Annotated in this window: 25 protein-coding genes; 10 read left to right on the forward strand and 15 right to left on the reverse strand. The window is 67.6% G+C overall.

Annotated elements, in window-relative coordinates; all coding sequences use genetic code 11:
- Positions 1 to 28: 28 nt before the first annotated feature.
- Positions 29 to 769, reverse strand: a complete 741-nt coding sequence (locus tag LOK44_RS27015) for a TetR/AcrR family transcriptional regulator (RefSeq protein WP_237573155.1) — start codon at positions 767 to 769, stop codon at positions 29 to 31.
- Positions 770 to 895: 126 nt separating this feature from the next.
- Here LOK44_RS27015 and LOK44_RS27020 point away from each other — a divergent pair, with 126 nt between their 5' ends.
- Entirely contained in the window at positions 896 to 2,080 is a 1,185-nt protein-coding gene (locus tag LOK44_RS27020) for a geranylgeranyl reductase family protein (RefSeq protein WP_237573156.1), read from the forward strand.
- An 8-nt stretch (positions 2,081 to 2,088) separates the two neighbouring features.
- On the opposite strand, the gene speB is transcribed toward LOK44_RS27020, so the two are convergent.
- From speB to LOK44_RS27035, 3 genes are read right to left on the reverse strand one after another with little or no spacing between them, the layout of a single operon-like run.
- Positions 2,089 to 3,183, reverse strand: a complete 1,095-nt coding sequence (gene speB, locus LOK44_RS27025) for an agmatinase (protein ID WP_237573157.1) — start codon at positions 3,181 to 3,183, stop codon at positions 2,089 to 2,091.
- 33 nt (positions 3,184 to 3,216) lie between these two features.
- Positions 3,217 to 3,828, reverse strand: a complete 612-nt coding sequence (locus LOK44_RS30020; RefSeq protein WP_237573158.1) for a TetR/AcrR family transcriptional regulator — start codon at positions 3,826 to 3,828, stop codon at positions 3,217 to 3,219.
- Between the two features lie 5 nt (positions 3,829 to 3,833).
- Positions 3,834 to 5,396 carry an ABC transporter substrate-binding protein gene (locus LOK44_RS27035; protein ID WP_237573197.1) on the reverse strand — a complete coding sequence of 521 codons (1,563 nt, stop codon included), beginning with the start codon at positions 5,394 to 5,396 and terminating at the stop codon, positions 3,834 to 3,836.
- Positions 5,397 to 5,578: 182 nt separating this feature from the next.
- Here LOK44_RS27035 and LOK44_RS27040 point away from each other — a divergent pair, with 182 nt between their 5' ends.
- Positions 5,579 to 6,376: an SDR family NAD(P)-dependent oxidoreductase gene (locus LOK44_RS27040; RefSeq protein WP_237573159.1), complete on the forward strand. Its 798-nt coding sequence runs from the start codon at positions 5,579 to 5,581 to the stop codon at positions 6,374 to 6,376.
- Between the two features lie 6 nt (positions 6,377 to 6,382).
- Here LOK44_RS27040 and LOK44_RS27045 read toward each other — a convergent pair whose 3' ends face one another.
- Together LOK44_RS27045 and LOK44_RS27050 are read right to left on the reverse strand one after the other, a co-directional pair.
- Positions 6,383 to 6,724 carry a cupin domain-containing protein gene (locus tag LOK44_RS27045; protein ID WP_237573160.1) on the reverse strand — a complete coding sequence of 114 codons (342 nt, stop codon included), beginning with the start codon at positions 6,722 to 6,724 and terminating at the stop codon, positions 6,383 to 6,385.
- 54 nt (positions 6,725 to 6,778) lie between these two features.
- Positions 6,779 to 7,492, reverse strand: a complete 714-nt coding sequence (locus LOK44_RS27050; protein ID WP_237573161.1) for a LysR family substrate-binding domain-containing protein — start codon at positions 7,490 to 7,492, stop codon at positions 6,779 to 6,781.
- Positions 7,493 to 7,520: 28 nt separating this feature from the next.
- Here LOK44_RS27050 and LOK44_RS27055 point away from each other — a divergent pair, with 28 nt between their 5' ends.
- Entirely contained in the window at positions 7,521 to 7,907 is a 387-nt protein-coding gene (locus tag LOK44_RS27055) for a DUF5997 family protein (protein WP_237573162.1), read from the forward strand.
- On the opposite strand, the gene LOK44_RS27060 is transcribed toward LOK44_RS27055, so the two are convergent.
- The 6 genes from LOK44_RS27060 to LOK44_RS27085 form a co-directional block, all read right to left on the reverse strand.
- Complete coding sequence (locus LOK44_RS27060) at positions 7,904 to 8,071, reverse strand: hypothetical protein (protein WP_237573163.1); 168 nt, start codon at positions 8,069 to 8,071, stop codon at positions 7,904 to 7,906. The genes LOK44_RS27055 and LOK44_RS27060 overlap by 4 nt on opposite strands.
- Complete coding sequence (locus tag LOK44_RS30025; protein WP_237573164.1) at positions 8,068 to 8,823, reverse strand: NUMOD3 domain-containing DNA-binding protein; 756 nt, start codon at positions 8,821 to 8,823, stop codon at positions 8,068 to 8,070. The genes LOK44_RS27060 and LOK44_RS30025 overlap by 4 nt, the downstream gene beginning before the upstream one ends.
- Positions 8,824 to 8,850: 27 nt before the next feature.
- Entirely contained in the window at positions 8,851 to 11,013 is a 2,163-nt protein-coding gene (gene nrdE, locus LOK44_RS27070) for a class 1b ribonucleoside-diphosphate reductase subunit alpha (RefSeq protein ID WP_237573165.1), read from the reverse strand.
- Positions 10,983 to 11,432 (reverse strand): class Ib ribonucleoside-diphosphate reductase assembly flavoprotein NrdI, encoded by a 450-nt coding sequence (gene nrdI, locus LOK44_RS27075; protein ID WP_237573166.1) that lies wholly within the window; start codon positions 11,430 to 11,432, stop codon positions 10,983 to 10,985. Before nrdI ends, nrdE begins: the two co-directional genes overlap by 31 nt.
- A 37-nt stretch (positions 11,433 to 11,469) precedes the next feature.
- Positions 11,470 to 11,712, reverse strand: a complete 243-nt coding sequence (locus LOK44_RS27080) for a redoxin NrdH (RefSeq protein WP_163918334.1) — start codon at positions 11,710 to 11,712, stop codon at positions 11,470 to 11,472.
- A 451-nt stretch (positions 11,713 to 12,163) separates the two neighbouring features.
- Positions 12,164 to 12,706 carry an NADPH-dependent FMN reductase gene (locus tag LOK44_RS27085; RefSeq protein WP_237573167.1) on the reverse strand — a complete coding sequence of 181 codons (543 nt, stop codon included), beginning with the start codon at positions 12,704 to 12,706 and terminating at the stop codon, positions 12,164 to 12,166.
- Between the two features lie 96 nt (positions 12,707 to 12,802).
- On the opposite strand from LOK44_RS27085, the gene LOK44_RS27090 reads away from it, so the two are divergent.
- Genes LOK44_RS27090 through LOK44_RS27100 form a run of 3 tightly spaced genes read left to right on the forward strand, consistent with a single transcriptional unit; the run spans position 12,803 to position 15,663 of the window.
- Entirely contained in the window at positions 12,803 to 13,411 is a 609-nt protein-coding gene (locus LOK44_RS27090) for a TetR/AcrR family transcriptional regulator (RefSeq protein ID WP_237573198.1), read from the forward strand.
- 1 nt (position 13,412) lies between these two features.
- Positions 13,413 to 14,492, forward strand: coding sequence for a DNA polymerase IV (locus LOK44_RS27095; protein ID WP_237573168.1), 1,080 nt, complete (start codon positions 13,413 to 13,415; stop codon positions 14,490 to 14,492).
- Positions 14,493 to 14,502: 10 nt separating this feature from the next.
- A complete protein-coding gene (locus LOK44_RS27100; protein ID WP_237573169.1) occupies positions 14,503 to 15,663 on the forward strand; it encodes an AAA family ATPase in 1,161 nt (386 codons plus the stop codon).
- Positions 15,664 to 15,666: 3 nt separating this feature from the next.
- Here LOK44_RS27100 and LOK44_RS27105 read toward each other — a convergent pair whose 3' ends face one another.
- Both LOK44_RS27105 and LOK44_RS27110 read right to left on the reverse strand, forming a co-directional pair.
- A complete protein-coding gene (locus LOK44_RS27105; RefSeq protein ID WP_237573170.1) occupies positions 15,667 to 16,527 on the reverse strand; it encodes an SDR family oxidoreductase in 861 nt (286 codons plus the stop codon).
- Between the two features lie 23 nt (positions 16,528 to 16,550).
- Positions 16,551 to 17,216, reverse strand: a complete 666-nt coding sequence (locus LOK44_RS27110) for a TetR/AcrR family transcriptional regulator (protein ID WP_237573171.1) — start codon at positions 17,214 to 17,216, stop codon at positions 16,551 to 16,553.
- Between the two features lie 112 nt (positions 17,217 to 17,328).
- On the opposite strand from LOK44_RS27110, the gene LOK44_RS27115 reads away from it, so the two are divergent.
- Entirely contained in the window at positions 17,329 to 18,813 is a 1,485-nt protein-coding gene (locus LOK44_RS27115) for a cytochrome P450 (RefSeq protein ID WP_237573199.1), read from the forward strand.
- A gap of 84 nt (positions 18,814 to 18,897) precedes the next feature.
- Positions 18,898 to 20,226, forward strand: coding sequence for an MFS transporter (locus LOK44_RS27120; protein ID WP_237573172.1), 1,329 nt, complete (start codon positions 18,898 to 18,900; stop codon positions 20,224 to 20,226).
- On the opposite strand, the gene LOK44_RS27125 is transcribed toward LOK44_RS27120, so the two are convergent.
- On the reverse strand, positions 20,208 to 20,687 hold the full coding sequence (locus LOK44_RS27125) for a 2-isopropylmalate synthase (protein WP_237573173.1): 480 nt from the start codon (positions 20,685 to 20,687) through the stop codon (positions 20,208 to 20,210). The two genes, LOK44_RS27120 and LOK44_RS27125, sit on opposite strands and share 19 nt — an antisense overlap.
- A gap of 251 nt (positions 20,688 to 20,938) precedes the next feature.
- Between LOK44_RS27125 and LOK44_RS27130 the strand changes: the two genes are divergently transcribed.
- Together LOK44_RS27130 and LOK44_RS27135 are read left to right on the forward strand one after the other, a co-directional pair.
- Entirely contained in the window at positions 20,939 to 21,310 is a 372-nt protein-coding gene (locus tag LOK44_RS27130) for an ArsR/SmtB family transcription factor (RefSeq protein WP_237573174.1), read from the forward strand.
- On the forward strand, positions 21,307 to 22,971 hold the full coding sequence (locus LOK44_RS27135; RefSeq protein WP_237573175.1) for a SulP family inorganic anion transporter: 1,665 nt from the start codon (positions 21,307 to 21,309) through the stop codon (positions 22,969 to 22,971). Before LOK44_RS27130 ends, LOK44_RS27135 begins: the two co-directional genes overlap by 4 nt.
- The last annotated feature ends 4 nt before the right edge of the window (positions 22,972 to 22,975 follow it).

Below are 22,975 nucleotides of genomic sequence, written 5' to 3' on the forward strand. Positions count from 1 at the left end.
GAATACCTGGGAACCCGGGTACCGGGTATCAGGCGACGGATTCGCGGCGCTGCACGCCCTCGTGCAGCGGCAGTTCGGCATCGATCTTGATGCCGAGCAGCTCGCACGTGCCGTGGATGGCACCCAGCATGATCGTCGCCATGTACCCGACGAATTGCTCGCGTGGCATCCGGCGCTCGCTGTCGACCTGAGGCCCAAGCCACCAGTCGGTGGCGGCCGCCGCCGAACCGTAGGTGGTGTACGCCGCCAGCTCGATCGCGGCGCTGTCGAGTTCCATCTCGCGCAGTTCGTTGCTGAACATGCTCGCCATCGCCAGCGTGACCTCGCGGCCCTCGTTGAGCGCCCGCATCGTCGACTCGCTCTGCTCGGCGAACCGCCCCTGGATCAGGAATCGGCACACGTTGGGATGCTGATCGACCAGCAGGACGTACTGCTCGACGCTACGCCGGATCACCTCCCGGGCCGGATCCTTGGCGATGTCGATGTGCGGGAAGATCGCCGCCCACAGCATGTCCCGCAGCCGCTCGCCGATCGCCTGGAACAGGTCCGACTTGTCGGTGAAGTGGCGGTAGATCTTCGGTTTGGCGGTGCCCGCTTCCTCGGCGATCTCGCGCAGGCTCACCTCGGGACCGAGGGTGTCGATGGCGCGAAACGCCGCATCGACGATCTCCGAACGGACCTTCTTGCGGTGCTCCCGCCAGCGTTCGCTGCGCGCGTCGACCTTCGCCCCGGGCTGGGGCCCCGGACGGGGTATCGACGGTCTGCGCACGAAGTTACTGTACCCGCTGGTACCGCTTGACCTGCCCTACCGCGCCGTTCCGCTCAGCCCGCCGGGCCCTGTCGCCGCGGGTACGATCGTCGCCGAGATGCAGCCCCCGCGAGTGAGACGAGGCCCATGACGCAGCGATACGACCTGGTGATCGCCGGAGGTGGACCCTCGGGTTCGGCCGCCGCGTGGCAGGCCGCACGAACCGGCGCCAAGGTCGTCGTCCTGGACAAGGCGCAGTTCCCGCGCGACAAGCCCTGCGGTGACGGCCTCACCGCGCGCGCCGTCAGCTATCTGCAAAAGATGGGCCTGGCCCACGAGGTGTCCGCGTTCCACCGGGTCAATCGCGTCACGGTGTTCAGCCCGAGCGCATGGGAGCTGTCGTTCCCGCGGCGGCCGGGCATGCCCGACCACGGCCACACGGTCAGCCGCACCGAACTCGACACCCTGCTGCTCAAGCACGCGGAGTCCGCAGGCGCCGAGGTGCGCCAGGGCGCGGAGGTCAGCGCGCCGGAGGTCGACTCGAATGGTCGCGTCGTCGGCGTCGTGCTGAAGGGCGGCGAGAAGGTCCTCGGCGACGCGGTGATCGCAGCCGACGGCGCCTACTCCCCCATCAAGCGGGCGCTCAAGATCGACTCGGAGTACAACGGCTACTCGGCGATCGCGATCCGCTCGGAGATGCACGCCAACCGCCCCGACACGGACTCGCTCGACATCTACCTCAAGCTGGTGTTCGAGGGTGACCAGCTGCCCGGGTACGGCTGGGTGTTCCCGATGGGCAACGGCGTGTTCAACATCGGGCTCGGCTACGTCAACAGCTACAAGAACTGGCAGTCGATCAACGCGACGCAGTTCCTCGGCGAGTTCCTGCGCACGCTGCCGCGGGATTGGGAACTGCCGCCGATCGAGGAACTCAAGAAGAACAAGAGCGTGCGCGCGTGGCGGCTGCCGATGGGGTTCACGGCGTGGCCGCCGTGGCGCCCCGGCGTGCTGTTCACCGGCGACTCGCTGGGGGCGGGCAAGCCGGCGTCGGGCGCGGGCATTTCCAAGGCGCTCGAATCCGGTCTCGCGGCAGGCGAATGCGCGATCGCGGCGCTCACCAATGGCGGCCCGGACGACTTCACGAACTACGCCCAGCGCATGGAGGCGGCGTGGGGTCGGGAGTACCGGCGTGGCCGCTACATGCACCAGTTGATCGGCAGGCCGAAGCTCGCGGGCGCGGGCGTCAAGCTGATCGACAACTCCGCGTTCCGCGATCGCATGCTCAAGGCGTTGTACAAGAAGGCCCAGGGGCCGCAGCACACCCCGAAGTAGCCGACGCCCTAGTGGTGGTGGTGCGGTCGGGCCCCACCTTCTCCGCGTCGGCGCGCCGCCTCGCCTTCGGCGATCAGCCGCAGCTGCTCGTCGACCTCCCGCCCTGCGAGCAGCGGCTGACTGGGATCCCAGGTCGTCCCCTGTTCGGCGTCCTTGCGGCGCCGTGCGATGGCCGATATCACCTCCAGGACGACGCGGTTGCCGAGCAGTGCCGTGATGTCGGCGTGGTCATACGGCGGTGCGACCTCGACGACGTCGACGCCCAGGACGGGCAGCTCGTAGCAGATCCTCCGCACCGCGTCGAGTAGCTCACGCGCCGAAAAGCCACCTGGCTCAGGGGTTCCCGTGCCCGGTGCGTGACCCGGATCGCACACGTCGATGTCGACCGACAGGAACACGCCCTCGCAGTCGTCGGTGGCGATCGCGAAGGCCTCGGTCAGGCAGGTCTCCAACCCGCGGCTCACGATCTCGGTCATCTCGTAGGACCGTAGGCCCTGGGCGGCCATCCACTGCAGCACCGGCTCGTCGGGCCAGTACCCGCGCAGCCCGAGCTGCAGGAAGCGATCACCGCGCAGTGCGCCGGACTCGATCAGCCGCCGCATCGGCAGACCGTGCCCGACCAGCGATCCCGAGTGGAGGTCGCCGGTGTCGGCATGGGCGTCGAAGTGGATCATCGACACCTTGCCGAACCCGTGCTGACGGGCCACCCCGGTGTGATCGGGCCAGGCGATCGTGTGGTCGCCGCCGAGGACGATCGGGATCGCACCGGCGGCGGAGACCTTGTAGACCTCCTCCTCGATCAAACCGACTGCCTGCTCGATGTTTCCGTTGTAGAGCGCCACGTCACCTGCGTCGTACACCTCCAGGTCCTTGAGCCCGTCGACCCGCAGCGCCAGGCTGGGGCGGGAACCGTCCTGCGGCAGGTAGCAGGCCTGGCGCAGCGCCGACGGCCCGAAGCGGGCGCCCGAACGGTACGTCGTGCCGCCGTCGAGCGGCGCGCCAAGGATGACGATGTCGGCATCGGCGTAACTCGACACGTCGTCGAGGTCACACCGCGGCACGCCGAGGAAGGTGATGTCCGGTCCGAATGCGCTGCGCAGCAATTGACTTCCGCCTTCTGTGAGGTGAGCTGACGCTCAGGTGGTTTCGTGCATGGCGATCAGGGCCCGGAATGCGTGCCGGATGGTGGCGCGGATCCGTCGCTTGTCCACCGGTCCCAGCGGTCGGTAGATGTTGTCGATCTCCAGCCCCGCGGTCACGGCCATCACGGTGCGGGAGTCCAGTTCCGGCTGCCGGGAGCCGAGATCGCGGAACAGCCGGCTCAGCGCCGGAACCATTGCGGCGTACCACGCTTCGAACATCGGTCGCAGCCGCTCATCCCGGCTGGCCTCGGTCACCAGTTCGTAGCGCGTGACGATCGCGCCCTGCGGTGACGTGAAGCCGTCGATGATCATGTCGGCCACCGCGTCGGCCAACTGGTCTGCCGACATCGACGGGGACAACTGCTCGGCGGTGCGGACCACCCGCTCGATTTCGCGGTCCGACAACTGCGCAAAGGCTTGCGCGACCAGGTCGGCCTTGTCGTCGAAGTAGTAGCTCAGCGCACCGAGTGGGATTCCGGCCTGATTGGCCACCACCCGCATCGAAAGTCCGGCCAGGCCCACCTGGGCCATGACCGCTATCGCGGCGTCGATGATCTCGGTGCGGCGCTGCACGCCACGGGCGGTGTTCCCCGTCTGGGTGGCCACTCACCTCACCCCTGATACGTGACCGTGGAGAAGTCGGTGTCCCACATCCAAGCCGGCTGGCTGCTCCAGTTGGAGTAGCCCTTCCGGGCGGCGACCGTGTTGTGGAGGTCTCCCAGGTTCACCCAGCACATCGAGTCACGGTAGGCCTTGGCCGCGTCGACATACAGCGCCTGCGACCTGGCTGGGTCGGGCTCGGCGCTACCGGCGTCGAGCAGCGCGTCCGCTGCGGGCACCGCGCAGCCCTGCAGGTTGACCGGCGCGTTCGTGTATTGATAGATCCGCGACCACGTATCGGGATGCGCCGCATCGGGATTGAAGGAGGCCAGCAGGAGGTCGGGCCGCTGGTCGGGGTTGTCGACGAGCGCGAAGAACTGGGCGAGGGGAAAGTCGCGGACGGTCGCTGTCAGCCCCGCCTGCTGCAGGATCACCTGCATCTGGTTGGCGAGGTCCTGCAGGCTGCTGTCCCCGGTGGGGAAGCCGATCTCGACGTCGCCCCCTGCGGCGCCGAGGGCCTTCAGCTTCGACGGGTCGAAGGCGTGGACGTCGGGAACGGCACCGTCGGGCAGCATCCCGGTCGGATAGAACTGCGTGGACGGGGACCCCTGATCGCCGAATACTGCTGTGGTCAGCGCGGTCTGGTCGAGGCCCGCGGCTAGCGCCGCCCGGGCCGGGGCCGGCCCGAAGACGCGCGAGTCGGGGTTGACCATCACCAGTGCCTTCACGAGTGCGTTCTCCTGCCGCACCTCGGTGTTGGGGTTGGTGCTCAACCCCTCGTAGTCGCCCTTGGACAGCCCGTGCAGGATCATGTCGAGCTGACCGTTCTCGAGTTGTAGCCGCTGCACGGCGGTCGCTGGGATGACCGGCAGCGAGACGGTGGAGATCTGCGGTTTCTCGCCCCAGTAGTTCGCGTTGGCGCTGAGCGTGTAGTGACTGGCCGGGACCGCCTCGGTCAGCTCGTAGGGGCCGGTGCCCGCGGTGTGCGATGCCAGCCATGCCGCGGCGCGGTCATCCCCGGCGGCGTTCTCGGCGATGGCGGCCGGGCTGGTCATCAGCGGACCGTAGGGCGAGGCCAGGTAGTCGAGGAATGGCGCCACCGGCTTGGTGAGCGTGACGACGAAGGTCTTCGGGTCTGGTGTCGTCATGCCCGCGACGTCAGCGAGCATGTACGACGGTCCGGCGGCCATGTCGATCCGGCGCTGGAAGCTGGCCTTGGCTGCCGCCGAGTCGAACGGCGTTCCGTCGGAGAACTTCACACCGTCGCGCAACGTGAACGTGTACGTCAGACCGTCGGGTGAGACAGTCCATTTCGTGGCGAGCAGGCCCTCCACCTTGGTCGTCCCCGGGGCATAGCGCAGCAGGCCCTGGTATGCCGACGTCATGATCAGCAGGCCCTCGGGCTGATAGAACACGTCGGGGTCCAGCGGCGGCGGGTCGGACATCATCGGGGTCCGGATCGACGACGTCAACGCCTCGGCATCGGTCGCCTGATTGCTGGAGCCCGAGCAGGCCGTGGTCGCCAACAGCAGGACGGTCGCGGCCAGGGATGCGATGCCGGACATGCGATTCATGCTCACGTCAACGAGTGTCGGCGCAGTCCATTTCGTCGGCGTGACATGGCGGTTACTAGTTTGTACGAACGTCCAAGTTTTGGTCGTTCGACCTAGAAACGAGTCCGGTGGCGATCTAGTGTTCTCCCGACAGGCCCGCCCAGCACGGGTTGGCACGCTGAAATCAGAAGGGACGTAACACGATGCCCACAAAGGTGCCCGCCGCATTCGATCTGACCGGCCAGGTGGCGCTCGTCACGGGATCGAGCAGCGACCTGGGGATCGGGTTCGCGTCAGCCCGACTCCTGGGCCAGTTCGGGGCGTCGGTGATGGTCACCGGGACCACCGATCGCGCGGCGCAGCGGGCTGGCGATCTGCAGGCCGAGGGCATTGCCGCGCACTCGTTCGTCGCGGACCTGATGGATCCCGACGCAGCTCGTGAGCTGGTCGCCGCGACCGAGGCCGCGTTCGGCAAGGTCGACATCGTCGTCAACAACGCGGGGCTGGCGTCGGTCAACAGCCCAGAACGCCCGAACTCCCTGATGGTGATGACCGACGACGAGTGGGCACTGGCGCTGCGACGCAACGTCGACAGCGCGTTCTTCGTCAGCCGTGCCGCGCTGCCCGGCATGGTCGAGCGGGGGTACGGACGGATCGTCAACGTGGCGTCGACGGCAGGCATCCTCACCGCATATACCGGGGACGTCGGCTACCACACCGCCAAGGCCGCGATGTTGGGGATGACCCGGTCGGTTGCGGTCGACTACGCGGCCGACGGCGTGACCGCCAACGTGGTGGTGCCGGGCTGGATCGCCACGGCCGCCCAGCTGCCGTCCGAGGTCATCGCGGGCAACGCCACCCCGGTCGGCAGGTCGGCGACTGCCGCCGAGGTGGCCGCGGGCGTCGCGTTCCTGGCCGTGCCGGGTGCCTCGTACGTCACGGGCACCACGTTGGCGATCGACGGCGGAAACTCGATCACGGGCGCCAAGGTGGCCGACTGAGCCGAGTCAGAGCTTCTTGACCACCGTCAGCAGGACCGCTGAGTCCTCGAGAGCGGCGAGGTTGTGCCGCTCGAGCGGGAGCAACAGGTAGTCGCCCTCGGCGCACTCCACGGCGTCGGCGTCATCGGCTGACATGGCGACGCGCACCCGTCCGCGGAGCACCAACAGCGTTGCCTGGCCAGGGCTTTCGTGGTCGTCGAGGCGATTCCCCTTGGTCAGCGCGATCACCGTCTGGCGCAACTCGTGGTCGTGTCCGCCGTAGATGGTGTGAGCCGAGCGCCCCGCGTGGGCGCTGCGCGCGATCTCGAGTTGCTCGTCAGCCAGTCCCGTCAACGACAACTTCTCCATGCCCGCACGCTACCCGTGCCCGGGCGGGCCAAACCGGGTAATCGGCGCCTGGTCCTAGCGTCGACCGCGCTTGGCCGGGCCCGGTTTGCGGGCGAGCTTCCCCGCGGCGGCGCGGGCGGCCTGCTTCGCGAGGGTCTTCTCCCGTGCCGTGCGCTTCGGCGGTGGCTCCGCCCGCCCGCGCGACGAACCCGGGGTGCGACCACGGACGATGCCGATGAACTCCTCGACCAGCGCCGGCGGCGGCCCCTCGGGGAAGGCGAGCGCTACCGGACACCCGGGCGCCTCGACGATCGGGCGGTACGCCAGGTCCTTGCGGTGATGCAGCCGAGCCAACGACTGCGGAACGACGAGAATGCCGACGCCCGCGGCAACGAGTTCGGTTGCGTCGCCGGTGGTTTCGGGCCGATGCTCGACCGGCACACCGGGGGCGGCGGCCCAGGCGACCACGTCGTCCAGTGGGACCAGGACCGGCTCGTCGTCGAGGTCTGCGGCGGCGACGGTGTCGACGGCGGTTAGGACGTGGTCGGCAGGCACCACCACCACCGTCGTCTCCTCGTAGAGGGGAATGACGGCCAGCCCAGACGCATCGGCAGGCGGGCGAAGCAGCGCCACGTCGAGGGATCCGGTCCGCACCGCGTCGGCGGCGTCGACCGCGTCCACGGCGCTCAGCCGGAGCGGCACGCCGGGGTGGCGCTCGGCCCAGATCCGGGCCCACTTCGCAGGCGTCACACCGGGCACGTACCCAACGGTGAGCGAGGACGGGGCCACGGCCTCAGGCTACCGATAGGCTCTGCGCATGAGCAGGCCGAACGCGCAGTCCATGAAACCCGCCACCGCGGCGAAGAAGCTGGACGTCTACCTGCCAGCGACACCACCGGAGTTCCAGGAGAACGCGATCACCCGCTCCGACCTGGCCGCCCTGGCGGCCGACCCGCCGCAGTGGCTCAAGGACCTCCGCAAGAACGGCCCGCACCCGAAGAACCTCGTCGCGGCGAAGCTGGGCGTCTCGATTGCCGGTCTCGCGCGCGGCGGCGTCACCGAGGCGCTCACCACCGAGCAGATCAATGCGCTGCTCGAGGAGAAGCCCGAGTGGCTGATCGCCGAACGCAAGAGCTATCAGACCGTGCTGCGCGAGGAGCGACGCCTCAAGGCGCAGCGCGAGGACCAGGCCCGCGAGCGCTAGCGGAAGAACTTGTCGCTGACGCGGTCGAAGAAGTCGTCGATGCGCTGCTCCAGCCGACTGCCGACGACCCACTTCTCCCAGGCGTAGATCGCGCCGAACATCGCGACGACGATCCCGAGTACCAGGGCGGTGATGAGGATGACCTCAACGGTGGTCGAACTCATTCCGACTCTTCAGCGCAGTATCGACACGTGTCCTTCTTGACCCCCCGATTGGTGTGATGCCGAGTGTGAGCATTGCGCTTGCTCGACGGCATTGGCCGCCCCTTGCGGACGGCCGACATCTTGGCACGCGTTTCATCGCTCGCCCGACGCCCGAAGTTGGGGTTCCCGGCTCCTCGTCGCTGCTCGGCAAGTGTCTTACGGGCCTGCTCCGACATGACATGGCCGAAGCTTGGGTGATCTTGACCGAACTTCCCGTAGTTGGGATTGTCCGGCCCCAAGTTCTGTCCCCGCCGGAGTTGTGACCACTTCGCGCGCAGTTCAGCGTCGTGACTCCGACCGTAGAACGGATTCTCTTCAGCGAATCTGCTTACGCCCTTGCGCCCCGTCGAGCGAAGCCGAGCAGCTTCCCGCATCTCGGCGGTCCACTCGATGCCCATGGGCCCCAAACCCCCCTGTGAGAGGTTGAGCAGCGGATGGCCCTCCCGCCTGAGCAGCTCGATCCAGAGGATCTCCGCTTGCCCGAGTTCTTGCAATCCGTCTACCTGCTCGAGTTCGTCGGCGACGATGTCGTCGCCGTCGTGGACTCGGAGCCAGTCGTAGAACGGCGTCTTGCGCCCCGACCGAGCGACTTTGACGTGTTGCCGCAGCCGAATCGCGACGGATTTGGTCGTGAGACCTACATAGCGGTAGACGAACTCCGACCGGAGCGTGATCCCGTAGATCACACCGCCGGTCGGAAGTTCGCCTGCCACAGGGTTTCTGCTATCAGAGACCCGAGGTCACAACATGCAGCTGACGCAATTTTCCACCTCAGTGCCTTGTAACGCCATCTGGCGTAGGCGGATGTAGTACAGCGTCTTGATGCCCTTGCGCCAGGCGTAGATCTGCGCCTTGTTCACGTCGCGGGTGCTGGCGGTGTCCTTGAAGAACAGCGTCAGCGACAGACCCTGGTCCACGTGCTGGGTGGCCGCGGCGTAGGTGTCGATGATCTTCTCGTAGCCGATCTCGTACGCGTCCTGGTAGTAGTCCAGGTTGTCGTTGGTGAGATAGGGCGCCGGGTAGTAGACGCGCCCGATCTTGCCTTCCTTGCGGATCTCGATCTTGCTGGCGACCGGGTGGATCGACGAGGTCGAGTGGTTGATGTAGGAGATCGAGCCGGTCGGCGGAACGGCCTGCAGGTTCTGGTTGTAGATGCCGTGCGTCTGCACCGACTCCTTCAACCGCTTCCAGTCCTCCTGCGTGGGGATGCGGATGCCCGCATCGGCGAACAGCTCCCGCACCCGCGGGGTCGCCGGCTCCCACACCTCATCGGTGTACTTGTCGAAGAACTCACCGGATGCGTACTTCGAGTCCTCGAAGCCGCCGAAGCGCGAACCGCGTTCGATCGCAATGCGATTCGATGCCCGCAGCGCGTGGTAGAGCACCGTGTAGAAGTAGATGTTGGTGAAGTCGACGCCCTCTTCGGAGCCGTACATGATCCGCTCGCGGGCCAGGTACCCGTGCAGATTCATCTGCCCAAGCCCAATAGCGTGGGATTCGTTGTTGCCCTGCTCGATCGACGGCACCGACGTGATCGAGGTCTGATCGCTGACCGCGGTCAGACCGCGGATCGCCACCTCGATGGTCTGCGCGAAGTCCGGCGAGTCCATTGCCTTGGCGATGTTGAGCGACCCGAGGTTGCAGGAGATGTCCTTGCCGACCTTGGCATACGACAGGTCCTCGTTGAACTCTGAGGGCGTCGACACCTGCAGGATCTCCGAGCACAGGTTGCTGTGGGTGATCTTGCCCTTGATCGGGTTGGCACGGTTCACCGTGTCCTCGTACATGATGTACGGGTAGCCGGACTCGAACTGCAACTCGGCGAGGGTCTGGAAGAACTCACGCGCCTTGATCTTGGTCTTGCGGATCCGGGCGTCGTCGACCATCTCGTAGTACTTCTCGGTGACCGAGATGTCGGCGAACGGCACGCCGTACACGCGCTCGACGTCGTACGGCGAGAACAGGTACATGTCCTCGTTCTTCTTGGCCAGCTCGAACGTGATGTCCGGAATCACGACGCCCAGCGAGAGCGTCTTGATGCGGATCTTCTCGTCGGCGTTTTCGCGCTTGGTGTCGAGGAACCGGTAGATGTCGGGGTGGTGCGCGTGCAGGTACACCGCGCCCGCGCCTTGGCGTGCCCCGAGCTGGTTGGCGTAGGAGAACGAGTCCTCGAGCAGCTTCATGATCGGGATGACGCCGGAACTCTGGTTCTCGATGTTCTTGATCGGCGCGCCGTGCTCGCGAATGTTGGTCAGCAGCAACGCCACTCCGCCGCCGCGCTTGGACAGCTGCAGCGCCGAGTTGATCGAGCGGCCGATCGACTCCATGTTGTCCTCGATGCGAAGCAGGAAGCACGACACGGGCTCGCCGCGCTGCTTCTTGCCCGAGTTGAGGAACGTCGGGGTGGCCGGCTGGAACCGGCCGTCGATGATCTCGTCGACGAGCTTCTCGGCCAGCGTGGTGTCACCGGCGGCCAGCGTCAGCGACACCATCACGACGCGGTCCTCGAAGCGCTCGAGGTAGCGCTTCCCGTCGAACGTCTTGAGCGTGTACGAGGTGTAGTACTTGAACGCACCGAGGAACGTCGGGAAGCGGAACTTCTTGGCGTACGCCCGGTCGAGCAGCGTCTTGACGAAGTTGCGCGAGTACTGGTCGAGCACCTCGCGCTCGTAGTACTCCTTCTGCACCAGGTAGTCGAGCTTCTCGTCCTGGTTGTGGAAGAACACCGTGTTCTGGTTGACGTGCTGCAGGAAGTACTGGTTGGCGGCTTCCCGGTCCTTGTCGAACTGGATCTTGCCGTCCGCGTCGTACAGATTGAGCATCGCGTTGAGCGCGTGGTAATCCATCTCGCCGGCCACGGCGTGAGGCGCGACTACAGGTTCTGCAGTGAGGGTTGGTGACACGTCTGGTCCTTCCAAAAGTCTTCTAGGCCCGCTCGCACCGCGAAGACGTCATCGGTCGTCCCCATCAGTTCGAAGCGGTAGAGGTATGGGACGCCGCACTTGCGGGAGACGACGTCGCCGGCGTAGCCGAACTCGGCGCCGAAGTTGCTGTTGCCCGCGGCGATGACGCCGCGGATCAGCGATCGATTGTGTTCGTCATTCAGGAAGGCGATCACCTGCTTGGGGACGTATCCCCCGGCGTCGGGATCGGGGCCGTTCGCGTGCCCACCGCCGTAGGTGGGCAACACCAGCACGTAGGGGTCGCTGACCTGGATCCGCTCGCGGAGCGGGATGCGGATCGCAGACAGTTCCAGCTTCTCGACGAAGCGGTGGGTGTTCTCGGAGACGCTGGAGAAGTAGACGAGATTCGTTCCCGACATCCCGCTTCCTCCTTCCTGGTCGCCGAACACCCGATCGTCAGGCCGTGACCGCGACGGCTCCGCCGAGCGTCTTGATCCGGTCGGGCCGGAATCCCGACCAGTGATCGCCGCCTGCCACCACGACGGGAGCCTGCAGGTAACCGAGCGCCATCACGTAGTCGCGTGCCTCGGGGTTCTCGGTGATGTCGATGACGTCATACGCGACGCCCTGCTTGTCGAGCGCCTTGTAGGTGGCGTTGCACTGCACGCAAGCCGGCTTGGTGTAAACGGTGACGGTCATCTGCGGCACGACTCCTCTGCGGGAACTGACTGACTGGCTACTGCTTCTCACTGATGTTCAGCGACCCACGGACCCGTGAAATTCCTGCGCTCCCGGCCGATCGGGGCGACGAATCCACCCGGGTCCGAGACCCGATCCAGCCGGATTGTGCGCTCCGGCCGACCTGCGATTCGGTGAGGAACCGTGGGGGTCTGTCGGTCTGCAAGACACTACACCTAGTGGCCGACAAGCGATACGGATACAAGATGTTCTGAACGACATTCATGGAATTCCCTGGTCGTAAGCGCTCGGCACCAGAAATCACCGGCGTGTCGCACGTCACATTCGCGCCGTGTCGTGCGTCCGGTGCCGGTCTATCAGGTGGCACCGACACGAAACCGGACTTCGTCCCCCAGCAGCAAAGCCGCCGGCGCACCCGATCGGGCGCACCGGCGGCTTCGGGTCGAGCGGGTCAGCCGACCTCTGCCACCAGCTTCTCGACGACGTCCCGCAGGTCGGAGACCACCTCGGCGTTCTCGCGCGGGTGCTTGCCGTCGAACGACGCGGAAGGAATGGACAGCTTGAGGTCCTCCACGACCCGGGCGCCAGCGATGCCGAAGGACTTCCGGGTCTCGTCGTGCGCCCACACCCCGCCGTACTGACCGAGCGCAGCACCCACCACCGCGGCGGGCTTGCCCCCGAACGCGCTGTTGCCGTACGGCCGCGACAGCCAGTCGATGGCGTTCTTCAACACGCCGGGGATGCTGCCGTTGTACTCGGGCGTGACGATCAGCGCGGCGTCGGCCTCGGCGGCCGCGGCACGCAGTGCCCGCACCGGCTCCGGCGCGTCGTCGTTGTCGATGTCCTCGTTGTAGAAGGGCACCTCACCCAGCCGGTCGAACAGCTCGACCGACGTCCCCGCCGGCGCGACGTCCGTGGCGAGTTCGGCGAGTTGCCGATTCACCGACTCCTTGCGGAGGCTGCCCAGCAGAACCAATACCTTGACGTTCGACATCTTCCATTCCCTTTCGTAGCCCCGTGATGCTTGCACAGAATAACCGGACCGTGGTCCGATTGATTCCGGCTGAGCTAAAGTGCGGTAGTGGCCGCCATCAACGAGTCAGCCGGGCTGGCCGGGCTCCCGATCACCGATTCTGCGCCGCACGAACGCGGCGATGCGGCCCGCAACAGGGCGCTGCTACTCGACGCGGCTCGCACGCTCATCGCCGAGCACGGCGCCGACGCGGTCACCATGGACGACGTCGCCTCGGCTGCTGGGGTCGGCAAGGGCACGCTGTTCCGCCGATTCGGCAGCCGCGCGGGCCTGATGATCGTCCTGCTCGACGAGGACGAGAAGGTACAGCAGCAGGCCTTCATGTTCGGTCCGCCTCCACTCGGACCCGGGGCGCCGCCGCTCGAGCGACTGCTGGCCTACGGCCGCGAACGCCTCCGCTTCGCCTGGGACCACCGCGCGCTGCTGTCGGACGCGGGCCGCGACCCGCAGACCCGGTTCAACGCGCCGGCGATGCTGCACCGCTCCCACATCCGGATGCTGCTCGCCACCGCAGGCACCAGCGGCGACCTCGACGGCCAGACCGACGCCCTACTGTCCCTGCTCGACGCCGTCTACGTCACCCACCAGGTCGAGGACCTGCGCCGCAGCCTCGAGACGCAGGGCAAGGCCTGGGAGGACGTGGTTCGAAAGCTGTGCGGTACCTGACATGAGTTGGGTCCTGCACGTCGACCTCGACCAGTTCCTCGCGTCGGTCGAACTGCGGCGCCGTCCCGACCTCGTCGGGTCACCCGTGATCGTCGGCGGCAACGGCGATCCGGCCGAACCACGCAAGGTCGTCACGTGTGCGTCGTACGAGGCGCGTGAATTCGGCGTCCATGCGGGCATGCCGCTGCGCGCGGCGGCGCGCAAGTGCCCTGACGCGGTGTTCCTGCCGTCGGACTCCGCCGCCTACGACGAGGCGTCGGAACAGGTGATGGGCCTGCTGCGCGATCTCGGCCACCCCGTCGAGGTGTGGGGATGGGACGAGGCGTACGTCGGACTCGACGACCCGAACGGCACGGTCGACCCCGTCGAGTCCGCCGAGCGCATCCGCGCCGTCGTCGCCGCCGAAACGGGCCTGTCGTGCTCGGTCGGCATCAGTGACAACAAGCAGCGGGCCAAGGTGGCGACGGGGTTCGGCAAGCCGGGCGGGGTCTACGCGCTGACCGACGAGAACTGGATGACCGTCATGGGCGACCGGGGGGTCGACGCGCTGTGGGGCGTCGGCCCGAAGACCACGAAGCGTCTCGCGGGCATGGGCATCACCACGGTCGCCGACCTCGCGACCACCGACCCCGCGGTGCTCACCGATGCCTTCGGCCCGTCGACGGGACTGGGGATCCTGCTGCTCGCCAAGGGCGGCGGCGACGAGACCGTCCGGTCCGAGCCGTGGGTCCCGCGCTCGCGCAGTCACGTCACCACGTTCCCGACCGATCTGACCGACCGCGACCAAATGGACTCGGCCATCAGGGCATTGGCGAGGCAGACCCTCGCCGAGGTGGTAGCGCAGGAGCGCGTCGTCACCCGCGTTGCGGTGACGGTGCGCACCAAGACGTTCTTCACCAGGACGAAGATCCGCAAGCTGCCGGCCCCCACCACTGACGAGGCCACGGTCGTCGAAACGGCGCTCGCGGTGTTCGACCAGTTCGAACTCGACAGGCCGGTGCGCCTGCTCGGCGTGCGACTCGAGTTGGCCATGGCGGGCTCCGACGCCGCCCACCCCGAATCTGTCGGGCTCCCGGGCTAACGTCGCCACCGTGCTGCACACCGTCGCCGTCCGGGGCTACCGATCGCTGCGCGAACTGATCATGCCGCTGTCCCGCCTCACCGTGGTGACGGGTGCCAACGGCACCGGCAAGTCGTCGGTCTACCGCGGGCTCGGTCTGCTCGCGGCCTGCGCGCGCAACGAGGTCATCGGCTCGCTCGCCCGCGAGGGCGGCCTCGAATCCGTACTGTGGGCCGGGCCCGAGGGTCTCGGCGGAGCGCGTCGCACCGGCACCGTCGAGGGCACTACCCGCAACCGGCCCGTCTCACTCGAACTCGGGTTCAGCTCAGACGACTTCGGCTACCTGATCGATCTCGGACTGCCCCAGTACGCCGGTCCGAAGTCGATGTTCGGGCGCGACCCGGAGATCAAGCGCGAGGCGGTGTTCGCGGGCCCGCGGCTGCGCAGGAGTGCGACGCTGGTTTCGCGCGGCCGCGACTACGCCGAGGTGGCATCGGAGTCCGGGCGCGGGTTCGACCAACTCACCAAGTCGCTGCCCGCTTATCGCAGCGTGCTGGCCGAGTTCGCGAGCGCCGGTGCGCTGCCCGAGCTGGCCGCGGTGCGGGATCGGTTGCGCACGTGGCGGTTCTACGACGGCTTCCGGGTCGACGCCGGGGCACCCGCACGTCAGCCGCGCGTCGGCACCCGCACGCCGGTGCTCGCCGACGACGGCGCCGACCTGGCCGCCGCGGTGCAGACCATCGTCGAGGCGGGCTTCGACGATCTGCATCGCGCGGTCGCCGAGGCCTTCGACGGGGCCACGGTGTCGGTGGCCACCAACGACGGCCTGTTCGAACTCCAACTGCAGCAGAAGGGGATGCTGCGCCCGCTGCGCACCGCCGAACTGTCCGACGGCACCCTACGCTTCCTGCTGTGGGGAGCGGCGCTGCTCAGTCCGTCGCCGCCGTCGCTCATGGTGCTCAACGAACCGGAGACGTCGCTGCACCCCGACCTCATCGCACCGCTCGCGGCGATGATTCGGTCGGCCGCGGCGGTGACGCAGGTCGTCGTGGTCACGCACTCCCCCGCCATGCGCGAACTCCTGGCGGGCGAGGACGCCGCCGAGATCGAACTGCACAAGGACTGGGGCGAGACCCGCATCACCGGTCAGACGAATCTGACTGCGCCGCCGTGGGATTGGGGCAAGCGCTGAGCGTCAGCCTACCTTCGGCGGCCGCAGCGCCTTGGTGAAGATCACGTTCACCTGGCGCATGGCGACGCTGTACGGCCACCACGCAAATCGCTTGAAGGCGTATAGCGCTCGGATGTCGGGCGAGGTGTGGATCAGGTAGCGGTTGCGCCCCATGCCGACCAGGATGCGGTCGGCGACGTGCTCGGCCGAGACGGCGTGGCCGCCGAACCGGTCGACCCACTTGCGCACCTGCGGGTGCTCGCGGTCGACGCCTGCGATCTCGACGGTCTGCACGAGCGGCGTCTTGACTGCACCGGGAACCACCAGCGACACCCGTATGCCGTGGCGAGCCAGGTCGAACCGCAGCACCTCGCTGACCCCGCGCAGCCCGTACTTGCTCGCGCTGTACGCGGCGTGCCACGGCAGCGCGACGAGGCCTGCAGCCGATGACACGTTGACCAGGTGACCACCGCGGCCCGCCGCGACCATGGGCGGGACGAACGACTCGATGACGTGGATCGGTCCCATCAGGTTGATCGACACCATCGACTCCCAGTGCCGGTGTTCGAGCGTGCTGACGGTGCCCCATGCCGACACGCCCGCGATGTTCATCACGACGTCCATGGCCGGGTGGGACGCGTGGATGTCGGCGGCGAACGCGGCCACCTGCTCGTAGTCCGAGACGTCGAGGGCGCGGTGGGCGCTGACCTGCGCGCCGAGTGCGCGGGCGTCGGCCACCGTCTCGGCGAGTCCGTCGGCGTTGCGGTCGGTGAGGAACAGTTCGGCACCCTCGCCGGCGAGCTTCAGAGCCGTCGCCCTGCCGATGCCGCTGGCCGCCCCGGTGAGGAAGCACCGTTTCCCTGCGTAACCGCTGCGCTGCGCCATGCAGCCGACCCTACCGGCGCGGGTCAGCGCAGTTCGGTGGCGTCGCCGCCCCACAGTGCGTTGAGCCACAACCGTTCGACGACGTCGAGCGCGCGAGCGGGATCGGTGCCGCGGCCCACGAAGCCGCTGTCGCGGGACAGGGTCATCGCCGTGGTCGCGGTCAACATGCGGACCAGGGCGGGCAGGTCGTCGGTGATGGGTCGGGCACCGGAATCCTGCTGGACGAGGCCGACGATCTTGTCGATCACCGTGTCCTCGAAGTCGTTCATGATCTCGCGGATCTGGGCGTCGGTGTTCTGCGCCAGCGTGAATGCCTGCATGACGGGGTCCCGGCTGCCGAACACCGCGGCGGCGCTGCCGACCATGCGCTTGGCGAACTCGGCCGGTGTCTCGTCGGGCTCGCGCGGGGCGTAGTCGTGGGTGAGCTTGTCCAGCTCCTCCATCGCGTCGGCCACGATCACGGCGAGCACGGCGTACTTGGAGTCGAAGTAGAAGTAGAAGCCCGACCGGGCCACCCCGGCCCGCTCGCTGATCATGCTGACCGAGAGGTCGGCAAACGACTTCACCTCGAGTAGTTCGCGGACGGCGGTGATGATCGCCTCGCGCTGGCGGTCGCCTCGGCTGCGACGGGGCTCGGCGTCGGCGGAGACCGGTGCCGCCACCGATGCGGTCGACGAGTCGGGGGTCATGGGCATCCACCTTGGCACCGCGCCACGCCTGGGACAAACTTGACAGGCGTCAAGACAGCACATCAGGATGGTGCCCAGAGTGAGATCGACCACACGAACTCAGCCAAGGAGAATCATGGCGACCATCAACACCCCCGAGTATCTGCTTGGTGAGGCGAAACGACGCCTCACCCCGTCGATCAACAACTTCCCGGGGATGGGCGCCGTCGAAAAGCGGCTGCGCCAGCGCGAGTGGCCCCAGTTCGTGCTGGCCGAGCCGCCCGCGGGCAGCGACCTCAAGCCCGTCATGGGCGACGCGGGCCTGCCGGTCCTGGGCCACATGATCGAGACGTTCCGCGGTGGACCCGACTTCGTGCTCGACGTGTACCGCAAGCACGGGCCGGTGCACTACATGCACTCCGCCGCCCTGCCGTCGGTGCTGGCGCTGGGACCGGACGCCACGCAGACGGTGTTCTCCAACCGCAACAAGGACTACTCGCAGAAGGGCTGGCACCCGGTGATCGGGCCGTTCTTCAACCGCGGCCTGATGATGCTCGACTTCGACGAGCACATGTTCCATCGGCGGATCATGCAGGAGGCGTTCATCCGCAGCCGTCTCACCGGCTACGTCGAGCACATCGACCGGGTGGCCTCCGACGTCGTGGCCAACGACTGGGCGGCCAACGACAACCGCTTCCTGTTCTATCCGGCGGTCAAGGAACTCACCCTCGACATCGCCAGCGTCGTCTTCATGGGCCACGAGCACGGCGGTGACAAGGAACTCGTCACCAAGGTCAACGACGCGTTCACGATGACCACCCGCGCGGGCGGCGCGATCATCCGCACCCCCGTCCCGCCGTTCAAGTGGTGGCGTGGGCTGCAGGCGCGCAAGGTGCTCGACGACTACTTCGTCGCCAGGGTCAAGGAGAAGCGCAACTCCGAGGGCACCGACATGCTGAGCGTGCTGTGTCACACCGCCGACGAAGACGGCAACACGTTCTCCGACGAAGACATCGTCAACCACATGATCTTCCTGATGATGGCGGCGCACGACACCTCGACGTCGACGTTGACGACGATGGCCTACAACCTGGCCGCCAACCCGGAGTGGCAGGACCGGGTGCGCGAGGAGTCCGACCGCCTCGGCGACGGACCGCTCGACATCGACGCGCTCGAGAAGCTCGAGACGCTCGACCTCGTCATGAACGAGTCGCTGCGGCTGGTCACCCCGCTGCCGTTCAACGTGCGGATGACGGTGCGCGACACCGAGTTGTGCGGTCACCACCTGCCCGCGAACACCACCGTGGTGACGTGGCCGTCGATGAACCACCACCTGCCCGAACTGTGGACGGATCCGGAGAAGTTCGACCCGGCGCGCTTCGCCGAGCCGCGCAACGAGCACAAGCAGCACCGCTACGCCTTCGCCCCGTTCGGTGGCGGCGCCCACAAGTGCATCGGCATGGTGTTCGGTCAGCTCGAGATCAAGACCGTCATGCACCGGCTGCTGCGCAAGTACCGCCTCGAGCTGGCCCGCCCCGGCTACAAGGCGCACTGGGACTACGGCGGCATGCCGATCCCGATGGACGGCATGCCGATCGTGCTGCGTCCGCTGCGCTGAGGCGCCGGCCGCGGGCGCGGCAGTTCGGATCGGCGTGCGCACAACCCTTGATCGTGCGGCGAATCTCGGGCTAAGTGCCTGTACGTGACGACCACCGACTCCTCGACCGACGCACGGCCGCCTGCCGACGACGCCGCGAAGACCGTCCGCACGGCGCTGGCCGCGAGCCTCATCGGCACCACCATCGAGTGGTACGACTTCTTCCTCTACGCCACCGCCGCGAGCCTGGTCTTCAACAAGGCGTTCTTCCCGGACCAGAGTTCGTTGGTTGGCACGCTGCTGTCGTTCGCGACGTTCGCGGTCGGTTTCGTGGTCCGACCGATCGGCGGCTTCGTCTTCGGCCACGTCGGCGACCGCATCGGGCGCAAGCGCACCCTCGCCCTGACCATGCTGCTGATGGGCGGCGCCACCGCACTGATGGGCGTGCTCCCCACCGCGGCGCAGATCGGGGTGCTGGCGCCGATCCTGCTGCTCCTGCTGCGCATCGTGCAGGGCTTCGCCCTCGGCGGTGAGTGGGCGGGCGCCGTGCTACTGGCCGTCGAGCACAGCCCGCCCAATCGGCGCGGACTGTTCGGCAGCATCCCGCAGGTGGGTCTGGCGCTCGGTCTCGCACTGGGCACCGGGGTGTTCGCGCTGCTGCAGGTCGCGATGTCCGACGAGGCCTTCCAGACGTACGGGTGGCGCATCGCGTTCCTGCTGAGCGTCGCGCTCGTGGTCGTCGGTGTCGTGGTGCGGCTCAAGGCGACCGAGACTCCGGAGTTCGAGCGGGCGCGGGCCAGCGGCGACACCTCGACGGTGCCGGTTCGCGACGTGTTCCGCCCGCCCGCGCTGCGCTCGACGGTGCTCGGCATGTTGTCGCGGTGGGGTGAGGGTGCGGCGTTCAACACGTGGGGCGTGTTCGCGATCTCGTATGCGACCGGCACGTTGCACTTCGCGAAGGTGCCCACGCTCGTCGTCGTGACGGTCGCCGCGCTGCTGATGGCCGCGCTGATCCCGGTGTCGGGCCTGCTGGCCGACCGATACGGCCCGAAACGCGTGTACGCCAGCGGGATCGCCGCCTATGCGCTCGCGGTGTTCCCGGTGTTCGCGTTGTTCGGCACCGGCAGCCTCACCGCGTTCGCGATCGGCATGGTGCTCGTCTTCGGCGTCGTGCACGCCTGGTTCTATGGCGCGCAGGGCACGCTGTACGCGTCACTGTTTCCGACCCGCATCCGCTACACGGGTCTGTCCACGGTGTACCAGCTGTCGGGGGTCTACTCGTCCGGCCTGACACCACTGATCCTGACCGCGCTGATCGCCGCGGCGGGCGGCTCGCCATGGCTGGCGTGCGGTTACCTGGTGCTGACCGGCGTGATCAGCGTGGCCGCGACGTTGGCCCTGCGGCCGCTAGCGCTTCAGGAGGCGGTGGCGTAAAGCCGGTTCGCGCAGGCGATCACCGCGCGCAGCGCCGATTGGGTGGAGTCCTGCGACCAGCCCATCGCCCAGTCCTCACGGTAGCCGTCGGTGCCGCGGATGAACGTCGCCGTCGCACCGTCGACCTGCTTCTGGTGGAACCCCAGCATCTCGACGGCGATGCCCCGCTCGTGCAGCATCGCGGTGAGCGCGCCGATGGGTCCGGCCGCGACCGCGGTGGACGTCCCGATGCCGTCGCCGACGGCGATTGTGGCCCGGTAGGTGCGCGCCTGCGGGCCGAGTGTGCCCGTGCGTTCGTCGGTGCACTCCCAGTTGCCGAGACGCAACGGTCCCGACGTGGGTGCGTAGGTGGCGTGGAATGCGTCGACCGACATGGACTCTGCCTCCTCGCGAAGGCCCCGCGGCAGCGAGGCCGTGATGGTGGTGGACGGCCCGAGTGGGCTCGCGAAGGTGGAGATCATGTGTGCCGGAACTTTCCAGTGGAGGAAGTGACCGACGGTGTAGCACGACCCACAGCGAGGGGTCGGTCTGAATCAGACCCCGCTGCGGGTTGCTACTACGAGTCGCTTCGGCACGTCAGCGATGCTAGGCCGTCGGCGACCGCTCGTGCAAGCGGTTTGGTTCGCGGCGGTGCTCGGGCGCAACGCCGCCACCGATGGGGGCATATGATGACTTTAGGATTCTCTCAATTCATCATGTGAAGGCGGCCGCCGTGCTATTTCCGACCGGTGCAGAACAGCCGCTGTACGAAATCAAGGCCAACCTGTTCAAGTCCCTCGCCCACCCCGCCCGCATCCGGGTGCTGGAAATCCTGTCGTCGGCCACCGAGCCCACCCCGGTCAGCGACATCTTGGCGGCTACCGGCATCGAGCCGACGCTGCTGTCGCAGCACCTCGCGGTGTTGAGGCGACATCACGTGGTTGCCGCCGAGCGGGTGGGCAACTCCGTCTTCTACCGCCTCGCCAACCCGAAGATCGCCGAACTCTTGCTCATCGCGCGAGCGTTCCTCGCCGACACATTGGCCGCCAATCGCGACAAGCTCGACGCTCTGCAGTCGCTGCCACCCATCGGCACCCCGCAGTGAAGATCGCGCAGCGAGCAGCGCGTCTGCTGCCGCAGCGGTCCGACTACGCCGAACTTCCCCGATCGTGGCGTCGCGACGCGCTCGCAGGCGTCACCGTGGGCGTGGTGGCCCTACCGCTGGCCTTGGCCTTCGGCATCAGCTCCGGCGTCGGAGCCGCCGCCGGCCTGGTCACAGCCGTGGTAGCCGGAGTCGTCGCCGCGGTCTTCGGAGGGTCACACGTTCAGGTCTCGGGCCCCACCGGAGCCATGGCGGTCGTGTTGGCCCCCGTCGTCCTGCACTACGGCGTCGGCAGTGTCGCGCTGGTGACGGTGGTGGCCGGAGTTCTGGTGCTGGCTGCGGGCGCAACCGGCCTCGGCCGTGCCGTGACCTTCATACCGTGGCCCGTCATCGAGGGTTTCACCCTCGGCATCGCGACGATCATCTTCCTGCAGCAGATACCTGCGGTCTTCGGCCACGTCGGGCAGGTGGGGCAACGGCCACTCGCTGCGGCGTGGGGCGTCGTCTCGTCACCCGACTGGTCGTCGGCCGGATGGTCACTTGCCGTGGCGGTCCTGGTCGGCGTCCTGATGGTCGGACTGCCCCGATTGCATCGCGCAATACCCGGGTCACTGCTCGGCGTGGTCGCAGCATCCATTCTGGTGGGCGTGCTCGCCGTGCCGGTGGCGCGGATCGGCGCGCTGCCCTCGCACCTGACGGCACCTGTCATGCCCCACGCCGACCTAGCGGCAATGCGGACCCTGCTCGGAGCGGCGCTGGCGATCGCAGCCCTGGCTGGCATCGAATCCCTACTCTCGGCGAGGGTCGCTGCCACCATGTCGACCACGGGGCGCTATGACCCGGACCGTGAACTGATCGGCCAGGGACTGGCGTCGGTCGCGTCCGGCGTCTTCGGCGGAATGCCCGCCACCGGGGCGATTGCGCGGACGGCCGTCAATGTGCGTTCGGGCGCGCGCACCCGTTTCGCGGCCATCGTGCACTCGCTGCTGCTGCTGGGGGTGGTCTACCTGGCGACCGGTCCGGTCGCGGCCATCCCGCTGGCCGCCCTGGCCGCCGTTCTCGTGGTCACCTCGTTCAAGATGATCTCCCTCGACACCGTCGTCAAGATCATGCGCTCCACCCGATCGGATGCCCTGACCTTCGTACTCACCGCGGTCGTCACGGTGTGCTTCGACTTGATCGAAGCGGTCGAGATCGGAGTACTGGTGGCCGCGTTCTTCGCGCTTCGCACCGTCGCCCGGCGCAGCAGCGTCATACGCGAGGAACTTCCTTCACCGGCGCTGCCGGGTGACGAGCACATCGCGCTGCTGCGTCTGGACGGCGCGATGTTCTTCGGTGCAGCCGAACGGATTTCGAGCATGATCGTCGACGCCGACCATCGCGACATACGCGTGGTCGTGATCAGGATGTCACAGCTGGGCATGCTCGACGCGACCGGCGCGAACACGCTGGCCCGGGTCGCAGGTGAACTCGAGGCACGCGGCATCACGGTGATCGTCAAGGGAGTCCAGCCCGCACACATGTCACTGCTGACCAACGTTGGAATCCTCGAGTCGCTCCGGCACGAGAACCACATGATCGACTCTCTCGACGAAGCCATCGTCCACGCACGCGCTCACGCCGTTGGGCCGCCTCGAGTCCCCAAATCGGCGGGCATCGCCTAGGGTT

This window comes from Mycolicibacterium lacusdiani, assembly GCF_021916785.1.
Classification (GTDB): domain Bacteria; phylum Actinomycetota; class Actinomycetes; order Mycobacteriales; family Mycobacteriaceae; genus Mycobacterium; species Mycobacterium lacusdiani.